Below are 14,922 nucleotides of genomic sequence, written 5' to 3'. Positions count from 1 at the left end.
CGTGAAATGATGAGACAGTCTAAAAAATTAGGCCAGTGTTTTTTAAAAGATAAAAATTTCGTTAAAAAAGCAATTAATCGTGCAGAACTAACCGATAAAGATATCGTTTTAGAGGTTGGGCTCGGAGAAGGGGCACTGACAAAAGAACTTGCTAAAATCGCAAAAAAAGTTTATGTAATTGAACTTGATGAACGATTGAAACCTTTTGCAGATGAAATAACATCTGAATTTGAAAATGTTGAAATTATCTGGTCAGATGCTTTAAAAGTTGATTTAAAAACTCTTGGATTTAATAAAATCGTTGCAAATCTGCCTTACCAAATTTCTTCGCCAATAACATTTAAATTTTTAGAAGAAGATTTTGAAGTAGCTGTTTTGATGTACCAGTACGAATTTGCAAAGAGAATGGCTGGAAAACCCGATACTAAAGAATACAGTAGGCTAAGCGTTGCAGTTCAGTATAACGCAGATGTTGAATTTATTTGCAAAGTTCCACCAAGTGCATTTTCCCCAAAACCAGATGTAAATTCTGCTATTGTAAAATTGACAAAACGGGAACCTAAATATCATGTTAAAGACGAAGAATTTTTCAAAAAAGTTTTAAAAGCAATATTCCAACACAGGAATAGGACAATTAAACGAGCTTTAATTGATTCAAGTCATGAAATTGGAATTGAACGCAATATTTTGAAAGAAATTTTAGAAAAAATTGAAAATAAGTTTGAGTTTACAGAACGTGTGTTTAAAACTCCGCCTGAAAAAATCGGGTATTTGAGTAATTTATTGTATGATGAAATTTAGAAAAATGTGGACGAAATAAAATAAACATAATAGGCATAAGTAATATTACCAATGTTATTAAATAAAGTTATAAACATATATTTTTTTAATGGCACAAACGCCGTAGATTTTTAAAATTACGTATTAAAAATATTTATTTAAATATTAATATTATTTTCAAGTAAAGTTTATTATTACCTCCAACATCCTACCTTTAAATGTGGTTAGTGGTATTTTGAGCCAGTCTTCACTAAACTATATATATTGTAAACTGTCATTATAAATCATGACAATTAGGTGATGGTCATGACATACAAAAAAAATGGTAGAAAACTTGATGACGATTTTTGGAAGACGAAAAAGCTTTCAATATCAGTTGGTGAGGTATCCATTGGCAGACCAAAACAAGAATTGGACGAACCTATGGGGCCTACACCAAAACCAAGTGTTACAGATTTGAGATCTTGGGATTTTAAATTATTAAAACGATACCCTCCTTTCTATGCACCTTTCTGTGACATGTGCTGTTTCTGTACGTACGGAAAGTGTGATTTACTTGGTAAAAAAGGAGCTTGTGGAATTACTGCTGAAGCTCAACAGGCTAGAACTGTTCTTTTAGCATCATGTATCGGAACTGCAGCTCACGCAGGACATGGAAGACACATGCTCCACCACGTAATCAAAGAAAAAGGAAAGGATTTTCCCGTAGATATGGGTAAAAATATTGAGATAGAAGCTCCGATAATTCGAACAGTTATCGGTAAAAAACCAGTTACTGTTGGTGATCTGGATGAATCTTTATCTTACGTCGAAGAACAGTTATCGCATCTTCTTTCAGCATGCCATACAGGTCAGGAGGGAAACGCTCTTGATTTTGAATCTAAGGCACTTCACGCAGGAATGATGGATGATCTTGCAAGGGAAGTAGCAGATATTACTCAAATTGTTGCATATGACATGCCAAGAGGAGATGGTGACGAACCACTTGTAGAACTGGGTCTTGGAACCGTCGATAAAGATAAACCAGTAGTACTCTGTATCGGTCACAACGTAGCACCTGGCGCAGAAATACTCGATTATATTGAAGACAACGATCTCTACGAAGATGTTGAAGTTTGTGGTATCTGCTGTACTGCAATAGATATAACAAGGTACAATCAGGCTGCAAAAGTTATCGGTCCGCTATCAAAACAGATGAAATTCATCAGGAGTGGTGTTTCAGACGTTATCGTGGTTGACGAACAGTGTGTCAGAACAGATGTTTTGGAAGAAGCTAAGCGAAACGGTGCAGTGGTTATTGCAACAACTGACAAAATGTGTCTTGGACTTCCAGATAAAACAAAAGAAGACACTGAATTAGTAATCAACGAATTAGTTAATGGAAACATCGATGGTGCACTTATACTCGAGCCTAAAAAAGTAGGAAAAGTTGCAGTGGAAGTTGCTAAAAAAATTGCAAAAAGAAGAAAATCTTTAAAATGTCTTCCAGATATTTCTGAAATTCCAAAACTTGCAAAAGAATGTACAGAATGCGGTTGGTGTGTTAGAGTTTGTCCAAACAACAGGCCAATAATGGATGCAGTAACTGCCGCAGCTAAAGGTGACCTCAAAAAACTTGCAGACCTTTATGAATACGATATGTGCTACACCTGTGGAAGATGTGAGGAAGAGTGTGAAAGAAACTTACCACTCGTTTCATTTATAACGAAAGCTGGAGATCATCTTGTAAAGAACCAGAAATTTAAAATACGGGCTGGAAGAGGTCCAGTTCAAGATGTCGAAATTAGAAAAGTTGGGGGCCCTATCGTATTAGGGGATATTCCTGGAGTAGTTGCATTTGTAGGATGTTCAAACTATCCAAACGGCGGAATAGAAATTGCAAAAATGGCTGAAGAACTCCTAAAAAGAAGGTATATCGTTGTAGCAACCGGATGTTCTGCAATGTCAATTGGGGAATACATTGATGAGGATGGGCTGACACTCTATGAAAAATATGATGGAGTTTTTGATGCCAGTGGGCTTGCAAATATCGGTTCATGTGTTTCAAATGCCCACATTTCGGGAGCTTGCATAAAAATTGCAAACATCTTTGCTAAAAAGCCACTCTCTGGAAACTTCGAAGAAGTTGCAGACTACATCTTAAACAGAGTTGGAGCTTGTGGTGTAGCTTGGGGTGCATTTTCACAAAAAGCAGCCGCAATTGCATCAGGCTTTAACCGATGGGGAGTTCCTGCAGTACTTGGACCACACAGTTCAAAATACAGAAGGCTCTACCTTGGAAGAATTGATAAAGAAGATATGTGGGACATCAACGATTTAAGGAGTGGCGAAACGGTTAAGGGAGAACCCGCTCCAGAACACCTGCTTTATGCTGCAGAAACTATGGAAGAAGCACTCGTAAGCACCGTAAAAATGTGTATAAGACCAAATGATACGCCTAAAGGAAGACAGTTAAAACTTTCACATTACATTGATTTGTATAAAAAATACTTTGGCGAAATTCCACCTGACTTAGAATTATTTGTAAGAAATGAAAGAGACATTCCAATTACTTATAAAAAAGACGTGATGGATGATTTAACAAGTAAAAACTGGACTCCAAGGGAAGCTCCAAAAGAACCCTCATTACTAGGGAGGAAATAGGGTGAAAATATGGATGGAAATAGAACTACTCCCTGGCAACCAACTGTAATTGCAGGCCCAAAATATGGAATGCTTGTAACACCTGCAATTGCTAAAATGATGTTAAAAAAGGCTAAGAACCCTCTATTCGTGATAGGATCTCTTATAAAAGATGATGAAGGGTTAATTTCGCAATGCAAAGAGATTGTAGAAACGTGGAATCTGCCTGTTGCAGCTACGGGGAATATTTACAAATCTTTAACTGAAAACGGTATTAAATCTAAAAGGTACGGTACAATTGAGATCGTAAATCTTTTGAAAGATCCCGAATGGAAAGGAATAAACGGTGAAGGACAGCACGACCTTGTATTATTTATTGGGGTCACATACTACCTCGCATCACAAGGTCTCTCATCACTCAAGCATTTTGCGCCGCATTTGAAAACAGTGACGCTCTGTAAATATTTTCATTCAAATGCTGATGCATCATTTCCGAATATGTCTGATTCTGAATGGACAAACTACTTAGAAAAAATGTCAAAAATTTAAGGGAGATACCCATGTTTGGAGATATACCTGTTGAAATAAGTCCGATGTACGAAGGAGAAAGGATAAGGGCAGCAAACATGTTTGTAGAACTTGCAGGCCCCAAGTCAGTTGGTGCAGAGCTAGTTTTAGTTTCTGACAATGCCGAAGACGGAAAAGTTGAAGTTATCGGTCCAGAACTTAAAGATATGGAAGAAGGAAAAATCTATCCATTTGGACTATTGATGGAAGTTTCTGGAGAAAAACTTGAAAAAGATCTCGAAGGAGTGATTGAAAGAAGGATTCACGAAATCTGTAACTATATTCAAGGTTTCATGCACTTAAACCAAAGAGACAAAATCTGGTGCAGAGTAAGCAAAGATTCTCATGCAAAAGGTTTTGAATTAAAGCATCTTGGACAGGCTCTTTCAATACTTTTTAAAGATGAATTTCCAATCATCGAAGCAATTTCAATTAAAATATTCACTGAAGAAACAAAAGTAAAAGAATTTGTTGAAAAAGCAGTTTCAGAATATCAAAAAAGAGACAGTAAAGCAAGAGACTTGAGCGAAGATGATGTGGACGTGTTTTACGGATGCATCATGTGTCAGTCATTTGCTCCAACTCACGTTTGTATAATCACGCCTGACAGGCCTGCTTTATGTGGTGGAATTAACTGGTTTGATTGCAGGGCTGCTGCAAAAATTGATCCGGAAGGTCCAATATTTGAAGTTCCAAAAGGAGACTTGTTAGATCCCGTTACTGGAGAATATACTACATTAAATTCAACCGTTGCTGATAAATCACAGGGCACATTTGATAAAGTATATTTACACAGTATCTTTGGACACCCACACACATCATGCGGTTGCTTTGAAGCTGTAGCATTTTACATTCCTGAAGTAGATGGAATTGGAATTGTTCACAGGGATTTTAAAGGAGATACTCCAATGGGAATTCCATTTTCCGCAATGGCAGGACAGTGTTCCGGTGGAAAGCAGGTTGAAGGGTTTGCAGGTCTTTGTATTGAATACATGAGATCACCAAAATTCTTACAGGCTGATGGCGGATATGAAAGAATTGTATGGCTTCCAAAAGAAATTAAGGAAAAAGTTCTCGAATCAATTCCTGAAGAATTGAGAAACAAAATTGCAACTGAAGAAGATGTTTCAAGCATTCACAACTTGAAAAAATTCTTAACCGAAAAAGACCATCCCGTTCTCAAAAGAATTGCTGAATTAGAAGCACCTGTTGAAGAACAAATGGAAGAAGCTGAGGTAGAATCTGCAGGAGAACTCGTTCAATTTGCACAGATTCCTGAAATGGCAATTCCTACATCGGGTGGAATCAAAATTATACTTAAAAATGCGAAAATTTATGCTGAAAAAATTATCATAAAAAAGAAATAGGATGTTAAAATGATTATCGCAGTTACCGGAAAAGGCGGAGTTGGAAAAACTCTTCTTTCATCTTTAATAGTTCGGAATCTCACTAAACGTGGAAAAGACATCCTGGCAATAGATGCAGATCCGGATTCTAACCTACCCGAAGCTCTTGGAGTGGAAGTGACAAAAACCGTTGGAGATGCAAGGGAAGAGTTGAAAAAAGAAGTTAAATCTGGAAATACATCTCCAGAAATGGATATGTGGAATAGTTTAGACTATAAAATTATGGAATCAATTATTGAAACTCCAGAATTTGATCTTCTTGTAATGGGCCGACCTGAAGGAAGTGGTTGTTACTGTGCTGTAAATAACATGCTCAGAAAAATCATTGAAACGGTTTCTTCAAATTATGATATTGTAGTAATCGATACAGAAGCAGGACTCGAACATTTGAGCAGAAGAACTACTCAAAATGTTGATACTCTACTTGTAGTTACTGACTCATCAAAACGAGGAATTTTAACTGCTAGCAGAATTAAAGAGCTTGCAAAAGAACTGGATATCAGTTTTAAAAAGTTATACCTTGTATTAAACAGGATAAAACCTGAAAACGAAAAAAGCGTTCGTGAAACAGTTAAAGACTTCGGTCTAGACATTATTGGAATAATATACGACGACGAACTTACAGCAAGCTATGATATGGAAGGAAAACCTTTATTTGAACTTCCTGATGATTCAGAGACTGTAAATTCCGTTTCAAAAATCGTTGAAAAAATCTTAGGATAACTGGATGTGAAATCATGGATACGATGTCACAGATTCTAAAATTACTCGAAAAAACCGATTCGATCGAAATAAACGAGTTTAGAATGGATGTAGATGAGTTGGAACTTACCATAATGCCTACATTACAAAATGTCGTTCAAAAAGTTGTTGAAAAACAGATTGAAGCTAAAAAAGAATTCGAAAGTCAGATTGAATTCAAATACCCTGTAAAAGACTACGCTGGAAAAGTAAACGAAGTTAAACTCGGTGGAAAAAACAGAAAAACCGTTAAACTTGGTGGACAGACAAGCCTTTACAGATTTGAAGAACCTCAACCAAATGCACCAACTGTTACTTTCGATGTATTTGATATTCCAATGAATGGTCTACCAAGGCCTATCAAGGAAAATTTTGAAGATGTAATGCACAGCCCTGGAGAATGGGCAGAAAAAGCCGTTAAAGAATTTGGCGCAGATATGATTACACTTCACTTGATTGGAACTGACCCAAAAGTTAAAGATAAATCATTAAAAGACGCTGCAAAAGACCTCGAAGAAGTTTTACAGGCCGTAAAAGTTCCATTAGTAATTGGCGGTTCAGGTAATCCTAAAAAAGACCCGCTTGTTCTTGAAATGGCTGCGGAGGTTGCAGATGGTGAAAGATGTCTTTTGGCTTCAGCAAACCTTGATCTCGATTATCAAAAAATTGCACAGGCAGCAGTCAAGCACGACCATGCAGTTCTTTCATGGGCAATTTCTGACGTAAATATGCAGAAAGTTTTAAACAAAGCACTCATGAAAGAGGGTTTAACCCATAACGATATTGTAATGGACCCAACAACATGCGCGCTTGGTTACGGTATCGAGTTTTCAATCGATGTAATGACAAGAACAAGACTTTCCGCATTGAAAGGAGAAGAAATTTTACAGATGCCGATGTCTTCTGGAACAACAAATGCATGGGGTTCAAGAGAAGCCTGGATGAAAAAAGACGAATGGGGGCCTACAAAGTACAGGGGACCTATTTGGGAAGTTGTCACAGGCCTTACAATGATGCTCTGTGGAGTTGACATATTCATGATGTTGCACCCGCTTTCAGTTAAAACATTGAAAGAAATTGGAACAACACTCACTTACGAATATAAATCAAAAGAATCCCGGGATATTTCCGACTGGATAAATAAATTCTAAGGGGGTTTTAAAAGTGAAAGTTACAGCAATGGATATTTACAAATTACTTCCTAAGACAAACTGCGGAAAATGTGGCGAAGCATCATGTATGGCATTCGCGGCTAAACTATCCCAAAAGGAAGCAGAACTTTCAAGCTGCCCTCAACTTAAAGGTGCTGACTTTGAAAAATTAACAAACGTACTCGCTCCAGCAGTAAAAGAAATTAAGATTGGAACTGGTGATAAGGCAGTAACAATTGGTGGAGACGAGGTATTATATAGATATGAACTTACTTACTACAATCAAACAGCATTGGCAGTTGATTTAAGCGATGATATGGATGATTCCGCATTTGATCAGAAATTAGCAGAAATCAAAAACTTGGAATTTGAAAGAACTGGTGAAATTCTTAAATTAGATGCAGTAGCCTTAAGAAATAAATCCGGAGATGCGGAAAAATTCAAAAAAGCAGCAGAAAAATTAAAAGACGCAGAAATTCCGGTAATTCTCTGTTCATTCGATTCCAATGCAATGGAAGCTGCACTTGACGTACTCGGGCCAAAAAGACCTTTAATATATGCAGCAACTGAAAATAATATCGATGAAATGGCAAATTTAGCATTAAAACACAACTGTCCCGTAGCATTATTCGTTCCAAACGATCTCGAAAAAATGAAACAAATCTCAAGAAAATTGAGGGAATCTGGTGTTAAAGATATAGTTTTAGACCCTGGAACATACATTGGTGAAGCAATCGGAGACACAATGGACAACTTCATCATGATAAGAAGGCTTGCAGTTGAAGGGAAAGATGAAGATTTCAGATTCCCAATTTTAGCAGTTCCTGCTGTCTGCTGGATAAATCCAAAAGAAGATGAAATATTAACAAAAATGAAGGAAGCAACAACTGCAGCAGCACTCATGAACAGGTATGCTGATGTAATGATTTTACACGGTGTAGATATCTGGGAAATGATGCCCGTTTTAACCTTGAGACAGAGTCTGTACACTGACCCGAGAAAACCACAGTCAGTTGAATCAAAAATCTATGAATTTGGAACAGTTGATGAAAATTCGCCAGTAATCATGACTACAAACTTTGCATTAACTTACTATACAGTTGCAGGTGATTTGAAGTCTGGAAAAGTAAACTGCTACTTACTAGTACTTGATACGACTGGAAAAGCAGTTGACGTAGCTGTTGCAGGCGGACAATTTAACGGAAAAGCAGCAGCCGAACTCATAAAAGATACGGGAGTCGAAAAATTAGTTAACCACAGAAAACTAATCATTCCAGGACTTGCAGCATCTGTATCGGGAGAAATTGAAGATGAATCTGGATGGGAAGTTATTGTCGGTACGAGAGATTCTTCAGAAATCCCGGCTTTCTTAGCAAAGATATGGTGATTTCATGAAATCATTAATGGTAATTGACGCAAGAAAATGTACAGAATGCAACGACTGTATAGAAGCATGTAAAAAAGAACACGGGGTTGCAAGAGCTATTAAAACTCAATCAATCCCCGTATTTTGTTTGCAGTGCCATCCTGACAAAGCGCCATGTAAACAGGTCTGTCCGGTAAATGCTATCGAAGAATTGGATGGTGCACTTGTAGTTGACGAAGAATCCTGTATATTATGCAGGCTTTGTATGATTGCATGCCCTATTGGAGCACTTACGATAAACAATGATAAAAAATCAGTTCAGAAATGCACGCTTTGTATTGAAACAGATAGACTGCTTCCTGCATGTGTTGAAGCATGCAAAAGCAATGTTTTGAAATTATTCTCTGTAGAAGATTTAGAAGAACTTAAAAGAGAAAAATCGCACATGGATATCGTTATAGACTCCCTAAAAATGTACGGGGATAAATAACTACATCTTTTAATTTATTAAATTTAAAAGAAATTAACAATTTATAAAAGTATTCCAATCAATAGATAAATATGGTAATTAGTAACGGAGGCGATAGTTATGTGTGAATCAGCAGTTTATCTAGACGACGGTACTGTAATAATGGCTGATGTTATGAAAATAGTCGTAAATGGCGATACTTTAGAACTTTACGATATATTAAATAATAAAAAAGAGATCAAGGCTAAATTCAATGTTTTGGATTTAGAAGGACATAAAATAGTTGTTACTGAATTATAATTATTTACTTTTTTAATTTTTAAGATTCATTATTTTTTCTGAAATTTTTCTAATTTCGTTCTGCGCTTTTGAATTTTCATAATTAACGAGAGGTTCTCTTTTCATATCTGCAACAGATACTTCTGAATCATAAGGAATGCATCCGAGTATTTCAAGGCCAATTCTGTTTAAATTTTCTTCTGCAAAGCTTTTTTCATTTTCATTTGAAATTTTATTTAACACACATACGATTTTTTTAATTCCAATTTCTTCTGCAAGTTTTTTAATCCTTTCAACAGTTTCCATGGATTTTGAACTTGCTTCTGAAACAACAATCATTACATCAACAGCTTCTGCGGTTTTCCTACCTAAATGTTCAATTCCAGCTTCCATATCCAAAATTACGACTTCATCTTTTTTTAGGATTAAATTTCTGATAAGTGCTTTTAAAAGAACGGATGCAGGGCAAACACAGCCGGTTCCCCCTTTTTCAACAGTTCCCATGACCATTATTTTTAAATTTCCATTTTCGTCGTAATTTACAGATAATTTTTCTGGAAGATCACCTGTTTTAGGATTTATTTTAAAAACTTCCCCAAAAGATGAATCCTGTTCAGCACCCGTTCTTTCTTTTATTAATTCTTTCATTTTTGAAATCGGAATTATTTTTTCAGTTATGCCGAGACTTGATGCTAAATTCATGTCCGGATCTGCATCTATTGCGTAAACCTTGTATTTTTCTGATAAGATACAGGCTAAAGTTCCAGAAAATGTTGTTTTTCCAACTCCACCTTTTCCAGTAATTGCAATCTTCATTTATTCACCTTTTTTTCAATGCTTTTTCAAATGCATCATGATGGAATGTAGCAGCTTTGTATCGCCCACTTTTTTCGTCTGAAAAAAGTCTGATTCTTCCAGCTCTGCAAGGGTAGTGCTGTATTCTAAGACCTGCATTTGTTGAAATATCTGAAATATTTTTTCCAATCAAATCTTCTGCAATAAAGGCAGTCCCTCCACAAGGGGAGCCTCTTATAACTTTTATTTCTGTTGCAACATCATTTTCAACTTTAATTTCAACTTCAGGTTTTCCAAATTTCAATACAAATTCATCAAAAACTTTATTTCCGTTTTCTTCAAGTTCACACATTATATCGGGACATATCACGTTTTTAAAAGATTCAAGCTGGTTTTTTAATCCTTTTCCTTTCCAAGCCCCAACTATGATATATCCAACATTATCATGAACCTGTTCGACAAGATCTAGTGTAATGTCAGGATTTAGCGTGTAAGTAATCAAAATATCCGCAGATTTTATTTTTTCAAGCTGTTCTTTTGGAAATTCTGTAAAATCATCAATAGATTCTGGTTTTGGAATATCTAAAATAATGTATTCGCATTCAAATTCTTTTTTAATTGTATCATATGCCCGTTCCCCAAAAGGCCCATCAGAAACTATAAAAACTTTCATTTTTTCACGATTTCGTTTTAAATCAATTATATTTTACTAATTATATACTCATTCCGATACATAATAACAATGCTACTCGTTTTAAGTACTATTTTCTAGACATATACATCAAGAATTGGTGCAGATATTTCTGTTCATATGGAACCACGATTCAGTTCCTGAAAAACGGAATAAAGAATGAAAATAAACATGCCCGTATAACCTATAGAATACCGGATACGAACTATTGCAATTTTTATATTTTTAGTACATTTCCTTAATTTTTTCTATAAGCGTTTTTTTTGTATATGTTCTGGTTTCATAATGTCTGCTTATATAGACGTAAAATTCAGAGACAGAATAAGACAAAATTTGTTCATATCGGGATAACTCGAATAATGTATGTAATTGGAATTTTAATTGATTTATTCTTAAAATCGATTTAATCCCGATTAATCGAAAATACTATATACTTCTTAAGACAAGTATGTATTAAGATATGGGGTAATTTTATGCAAAAGATTAGATTATTTTCCGGAATTTTGTTTATTATGTTAATATTAATGTCACTCTGTGCATGTATTAATTCAAATTACAGTTCCGATGATAAAGATCAGAGGGATGAGATTTCGAACGCATTTACTTCCATAATAAAAAATTCCGGTGGAAAAATACTGGAAATAAATAATTCTGAAAATAGCTGGTCTGAAATAACAGTTATGGTAAATAAAGATTTTATTGGTTCGGTAACTTTGAATACGAACTGGAATACGGACTGTTACGGAAAATGCATTATCGATTCAATTAGAAATTCAGGAGTCATTGCAGAAAACTCGATAATTACGGTAAATTATTATTTAAATGATGAATTGATTTCAGTTTATTCTTCAGAAACTGGACCTAAAGTATATTATAAATTTGAATAAATTTTTTTAATTTTTATTTTTTTAAAATAGTAAAGAATATCAAAATTAAAAATTTTAAAATAGAGTTTTTTAAATTATTCCCAGTTTTTAGCTTCGTTGAGTACGTTTTCTACAATTTCTGGAGCTAAACCAATGTATGTTTTATAATCAAACATTTTTTCAATTTCTTCAAGTGAAACGTATTTCATGACTTCAGGTTCTTCTAAAAGTACTTCTTTTAAGTGTCTACCTTCATCATGAGCTTTCATTGCGCATCTTCTAACGGTTTCGTGACCTGTCTGTCTGCCCATTCCACTGTTTGCCAAAAACATCATAACTCTTTCTGCCATGATTAATCCTTTTGTCATTTCGAGGTTTTTATTAACGTTTTCAAGATTTACGCTTAATTTTCTCATTCCTTTTATTGAAAGGTTTAAGATATGGTCTAAAATTACGCATGACTCTGGGAACAGACATCTTTCAGAAGATGAGTTTGTTAAATCCCTTTCTTCCCAAAGGGGAATGTTATCAAATTCTGCAAGCGCATTTGCTTTTACAATTCTTGAAAGTCCACAAATCTGTTCAAATGTAATTGGATTTCTTTTGTGTGGCATTGTGGATGATCCGGTCTGTTTTGAAGCATCAAATTCTTCTTCTAATTCTTTAATTTCGCTTCTCTGCATACTTCTTACAGTAACTCCAATTTTATTCAAAGTTTGTGCAATCAATGCTAAAGTGGCCATGAATTCTCCGTGTCTGTCTCTTTGAACAACCTGATTTGAAATTAAAACAGGATCAAGTTCTAAGATTTCCCCAACCCTATTGTGGACTAAAATTCCATTTTCACCGATTGCAGCCATTGTACCAACTGCACCTGTGATCATTGAAACACAGAGCCTTTTTTTAGAGCTTTCAAGTCTTTCAACATGCCTTTGAATTTCTGTAGCCCATAATGCAAATTTCATTCCGTATGTGGTTGGAACTGCGTGCTGTCCGTGTGTTCTTCCAATACAAACCGTGTTTTTATGTTCTTCTGCTTTTTTTAAGAGTTCTCCTCTTAATGTTTTTAATTTTTCTTCTAAAACTTCAAAAGCATCTTTAAATTGGAGGGACTGTGCAGTATCAATAATATCGTTTGAAGTAGAACCAAAGTGGATGTATTCTCCAGCATCTCCTTCACACTGTTCTGCAAAAGCTTTTACAACTGAAACAACATCGTGTCTTGTCGCCATTTCAATTTCTTTCACTCTTTCAAGTTTTACAAATTCGGTTGATTTTTTCCTGTTTATTTCTTCTGCAGCTTCTTTTGGAATCATTCCAAGTTCTGCTTCAGCCATAGCGAGCGCTGCTTCAACTTCCAACATTTTTTGAAGTTTTGTTTCTTCTTCCCATACTTTTTTCATTTCAGGAGTTCCGTATCTGAAGTCGATAGGGTGAATTGCCATATAATCACCTTTTATAATAAAATTATTTTCTGTTTCGTTCTATTTCGTATATTTTCTTCACATCATCTAATGTATTAATGTCATTTATAGATTTGTCTTCTCTTATCTGAACAACCCTTGGAAAACGTAGGGCATAACCCATTTCATATTTTTCAGAAGTTTGAATTTCCTCATACGTTACTTCAAGTACTATTTTAGGTTCTAAAATTACTTCTTCGCCCAAATCTTCAATTTTTATCTCATTAACTATTTTTGTGAGTTTTTCAAGGTCGTCTTCAGTAAGTCCAGTTCCAACGTTTCCAATAACGTGCAGATTATCTTCATAATCTTTCACAGAAATTTCGTATGAACCGTACCAGTCTTTTCTTTTTCCCATTCCAATTTTTGCACGAGTTACAACCACATCAAGATTTTCTAGTGTTGGTTTAACTTTATACATTGTTTTAACACGGCTTCCCGGTGTGTATGGAGCATCTGGATTTTTAATCATGATTCCTTCATGCCCGATACTTAAACTCCAGTTAAAAAATTCTTTTGCAAGGATTGGATCATCACTGTTTAATTTAAATGACGAAAACAGCATTTTGTTTGAAAAAATCTCTTTTTCAATTTTTGAAAGTTCCGTATCCCAGTTATTGGTTCCAAATAATTTTTCTAAGATTTCTCTTCTATCTTTTAGCGGAGTGTCGATTAAACCTTTTTCATAGTATAAAACATCGAAAAAATATATTCTTAAAGCTATTTTTTCTGCCATTTTATCTATATCGTATTTTCGCCTGAACCTTCTTAAAATGTCCTGAAACGGTCTTGGTTTTCCAGAAGATAAATCCATTGCAACACATTCTCCTTCTAAAATGATGTTATCAATATCTATTTTTTTAATTTCTTCAACAAGTTCCGGAACTGAATTTGTAATATTTTCAAGCCTTCTGCTGTATATTTTTACATTCCCGTCTGATTTATGCACTTGAACTCTTGCACCATCGTATTTAGTTTCAAACTGGGGCATTTTAGTTTCAATTATTGCAGCTTCAATTGACGGGGTTAACTGTGCAAGCATCGGTTTTATTGGCCTGAATACTTTTAGCTGTAATTCCGAATCATTTTCAATGTTTGAACCAGAAATCAATTTTTCGCCCAAAAGTCCGATATCGTTTGTTACTGCGTATATCTTTTCAACAGTTTCTTTATTTATATTAAAATAATTTGAAAATGAGGCCAAAATTGTTGGAATATTCATTCCAATCCTCATATCTTCCAAAATGAGCCTTGAAATATACCTTGATTCAACGGGAGTTGCTAAAATAAGTAAATTTGAAATTATTCTTGTTTTCTTCTTTTGGGAAGAATTTCCCTCAATTTCAGAGAGTTTTTTTAATGTGGAGTAGACTTCTTCAAGAGTAAGTGCCTGGCTGAATAATGACACCTGTTTTATATTCGAACTTAAATTTTCAACAGCAATTCCAATGTCCCCAGTTTCTTTTATTTTTGATTTCAAATCTTTTTCAGAAATTCCTGTAGTTTTCACTGCTTCAAGCAATAAATTTGGTCCGATACCGATTTCTTTATTTTCAAATTCTGCAAAAACTCTTCCAATCGTAATTTGTGACACTTGTTTTAAATTTTCAGGTTTTCCATTAGTTTTGATAAAATCGATTAATTCAACAAAATAGTCTGTTTTTTCAAGCCTTTTCGTAGTTTTTTCAATTTTATCAAGAATTTTACAAAAATCAATAAAAAGCAT

Annotated in this window: 14 protein-coding genes; 10 read left to right on the top strand and 4 right to left on the bottom strand. The window is 34.9% G+C overall.

All coding sequences use genetic code 11. The annotated features are described in order from the left end of the window. Nucleotides 1-9 precede the first annotated feature (9 nt). From rsmA to HNP90_RS04260, 9 genes are all read left to right on the top strand, one after another. The gene (rsmA, locus tag HNP90_RS04300; protein ID WP_011976635.1) at nucleotides 10-801 is read left to right on the top strand and encodes a 16S rRNA (adenine(1518)-N(6)/adenine(1519)-N(6))-dimethyltransferase RsmA; all 792 of its coding nucleotides are present in this window, start codon (nucleotides 10-12) and stop codon (nucleotides 799-801) included. 285 nt (nucleotides 802-1,086) lie between these two features. Beyond that, on the top strand, nucleotides 1,087-3,423 hold the full coding sequence (gene cdhA / locus HNP90_RS04295; RefSeq protein ID WP_011976634.1) for a CO dehydrogenase/acetyl-CoA synthase complex subunit alpha: 2,337 nt from the start codon (nucleotides 1,087-1,089) through the stop codon (nucleotides 3,421-3,423). 9 nt (nucleotides 3,424-3,432) lie between these two features. After that, nucleotides 3,433-3,951, top strand: coding sequence for a CO dehydrogenase/acetyl-CoA synthase complex subunit epsilon (cdhB, locus tag HNP90_RS04290; protein WP_011976633.1), 519 nt, complete (start codon nucleotides 3,433-3,435; stop codon nucleotides 3,949-3,951). An 11-nt stretch (nucleotides 3,952-3,962) separates the two neighbouring features. Continuing rightward, on the top strand, nucleotides 3,963-5,336 hold the full coding sequence (gene cdhC / locus HNP90_RS04285) for a CO dehydrogenase/CO-methylating acetyl-CoA synthase complex subunit beta (protein ID WP_011976632.1): 1,374 nt from the start codon (nucleotides 3,963-3,965) through the stop codon (nucleotides 5,334-5,336). Nucleotides 5,337-5,345: 9 nt separating this feature from the next. After that, entirely contained in the window at nucleotides 5,346-6,098 is a 753-nt protein-coding gene (locus HNP90_RS04280; protein WP_011976631.1) for an ATP-binding protein, read from the top strand. 14 nt (nucleotides 6,099-6,112) lie between these two features. Next, complete coding sequence (gene cdhD, locus HNP90_RS04275) at nucleotides 6,113-7,267, top strand: CO dehydrogenase/acetyl-CoA synthase subunit delta (RefSeq protein WP_011976630.1); 1,155 nt, start codon at nucleotides 6,113-6,115, stop codon at nucleotides 7,265-7,267. Between the two features lie 13 nt (nucleotides 7,268-7,280). Beyond that, nucleotides 7,281-8,654: an acetyl-CoA decarbonylase/synthase complex subunit gamma gene (gene acsC / locus HNP90_RS04270; RefSeq protein WP_011976629.1), complete on the top strand. Its 1,374-nt coding sequence runs from the start codon at nucleotides 7,281-7,283 to the stop codon at nucleotides 8,652-8,654. Nucleotides 8,655-8,658: 4 nt separating this feature from the next. Beyond that, a complete protein-coding gene (locus HNP90_RS04265; protein ID WP_011976628.1) occupies nucleotides 8,659-9,123 on the top strand; it encodes a 4Fe-4S binding protein in 465 nt (154 codons plus the stop codon). A 99-nt stretch (nucleotides 9,124-9,222) separates the two neighbouring features. Beyond that, on the top strand, nucleotides 9,223-9,402 hold the full coding sequence (locus HNP90_RS04260) for a CooT family nickel-binding protein (RefSeq protein ID WP_011976627.1): 180 nt from the start codon (nucleotides 9,223-9,225) through the stop codon (nucleotides 9,400-9,402). A gap of 12 nt (nucleotides 9,403-9,414) precedes the next feature. Here HNP90_RS04260 and HNP90_RS04255 read toward each other — a convergent pair whose 3' ends face one another. Both HNP90_RS04255 and HNP90_RS04250 read right to left on the bottom strand, forming a co-directional pair. After that, a complete protein-coding gene (locus HNP90_RS04255) occupies nucleotides 9,415-10,197 on the bottom strand; it encodes an ATP-binding protein (protein WP_011976626.1) in 783 nt (260 codons plus the stop codon). Between the two features lie 4 nt (nucleotides 10,198-10,201). Then, nucleotides 10,202-10,849 (bottom strand): DUF166 domain-containing protein, encoded by a 648-nt coding sequence (locus tag HNP90_RS04250; protein WP_011976625.1) that lies wholly within the window; start codon nucleotides 10,847-10,849, stop codon nucleotides 10,202-10,204. 491 nt (nucleotides 10,850-11,340) lie between these two features. On the opposite strand from HNP90_RS04250, the gene HNP90_RS04245 reads away from it, so the two are divergent. Then, nucleotides 11,341-11,754, top strand: a complete 414-nt coding sequence (locus HNP90_RS04245) for a hypothetical protein (protein WP_011976624.1) — start codon at nucleotides 11,341-11,343, stop codon at nucleotides 11,752-11,754. Nucleotides 11,755-11,828: 74 nt separating this feature from the next. On the opposite strand, the gene purB is transcribed toward HNP90_RS04245, so the two are convergent. Together purB and HNP90_RS04235 are read right to left on the bottom strand one after the other, a co-directional pair. Beyond that, nucleotides 11,829-13,178 carry an adenylosuccinate lyase gene (gene purB / locus HNP90_RS04240; RefSeq protein ID WP_011976623.1) on the bottom strand — a complete coding sequence of 450 codons (1,350 nt, stop codon included), beginning with the start codon at nucleotides 13,176-13,178 and terminating at the stop codon, nucleotides 11,829-11,831. 22 nt (nucleotides 13,179-13,200) lie between these two features. Beyond that, the gene (locus tag HNP90_RS04235) at nucleotides 13,201-14,922 is read right to left on the bottom strand and encodes an ATP-dependent DNA ligase (RefSeq protein ID WP_011976622.1); all 1,722 of its coding nucleotides are present in this window, start codon (nucleotides 14,920-14,922) and stop codon (nucleotides 13,201-13,203) included.

The sequence above is a fragment of the Methanococcus maripaludis genome (genome assembly GCF_013760955.1).
GTDB lineage: Archaea > AGJL01 > Methanococci > Methanococcales > Methanococcaceae > Methanococcus > Methanococcus maripaludis_A.
Note: the sequence above shows the minus strand (reverse complement) of the source record. Positions and strands in the feature narration are given on the sequence as shown.

Excerpts from the sequence above, each read along its gene's own strand:
- purB (WP_011976623.1), bottom strand. The coding sequence starts at position 13,178 with ATGGCAATTCACCCTATCGACTTCAGATACGGAACTCCTGAAATGAAA.
- rsmA (WP_011976635.1), top strand. The coding sequence starts at position 10 with ATGAGACAGTCTAAAAAATTAGGCCAGTGTTTTTTAAAAGATAAAAAT.
- HNP90_RS04260 (WP_011976627.1), top strand. The coding sequence starts at position 9,223 with ATGTGTGAATCAGCAGTTTATCTAGACGACGGTACTGTAATAATGGCT.
- cdhC (WP_011976632.1), top strand. The coding sequence starts at position 3,963 with ATGTTTGGAGATATACCTGTTGAAATAAGTCCGATGTACGAAGGAGAA.
- HNP90_RS04255 (WP_011976626.1), bottom strand. The coding sequence starts at position 10,197 with ATGAAGATTGCAATTACTGGAAAAGGTGGAGTTGGAAAAACAACATTT.
- HNP90_RS04250 (WP_011976625.1), bottom strand. The coding sequence starts at position 10,849 with ATGAAAGTTTTTATAGTTTCTGATGGGCCTTTTGGGGAACGGGCATAT.
- cdhD (WP_011976630.1), top strand. The coding sequence starts at position 6,113 with ATGGATACGATGTCACAGATTCTAAAATTACTCGAAAAAACCGATTCG.
- HNP90_RS04280 (WP_011976631.1), top strand. The coding sequence starts at position 5,346 with ATGATTATCGCAGTTACCGGAAAAGGCGGAGTTGGAAAAACTCTTCTT.
- HNP90_RS04265 (WP_011976628.1), top strand. The coding sequence starts at position 8,659 with ATGAAATCATTAATGGTAATTGACGCAAGAAAATGTACAGAATGCAAC.
- HNP90_RS04245 (WP_011976624.1), top strand. The coding sequence starts at position 11,341 with ATGCAAAAGATTAGATTATTTTCCGGAATTTTGTTTATTATGTTAATA.
- cdhB (WP_011976633.1), top strand. The coding sequence starts at position 3,433 with ATGGATGGAAATAGAACTACTCCCTGGCAACCAACTGTAATTGCAGGC.
- HNP90_RS04235 (WP_011976622.1), bottom strand. The coding sequence starts at position 14,922 with ATGCTTTTTATTGATTTTTGTAAAATTCTTGATAAAATTGAAAAAACT.
- cdhA (WP_011976634.1), top strand. The coding sequence starts at position 1,087 with ATGACATACAAAAAAAATGGTAGAAAACTTGATGACGATTTTTGGAAG.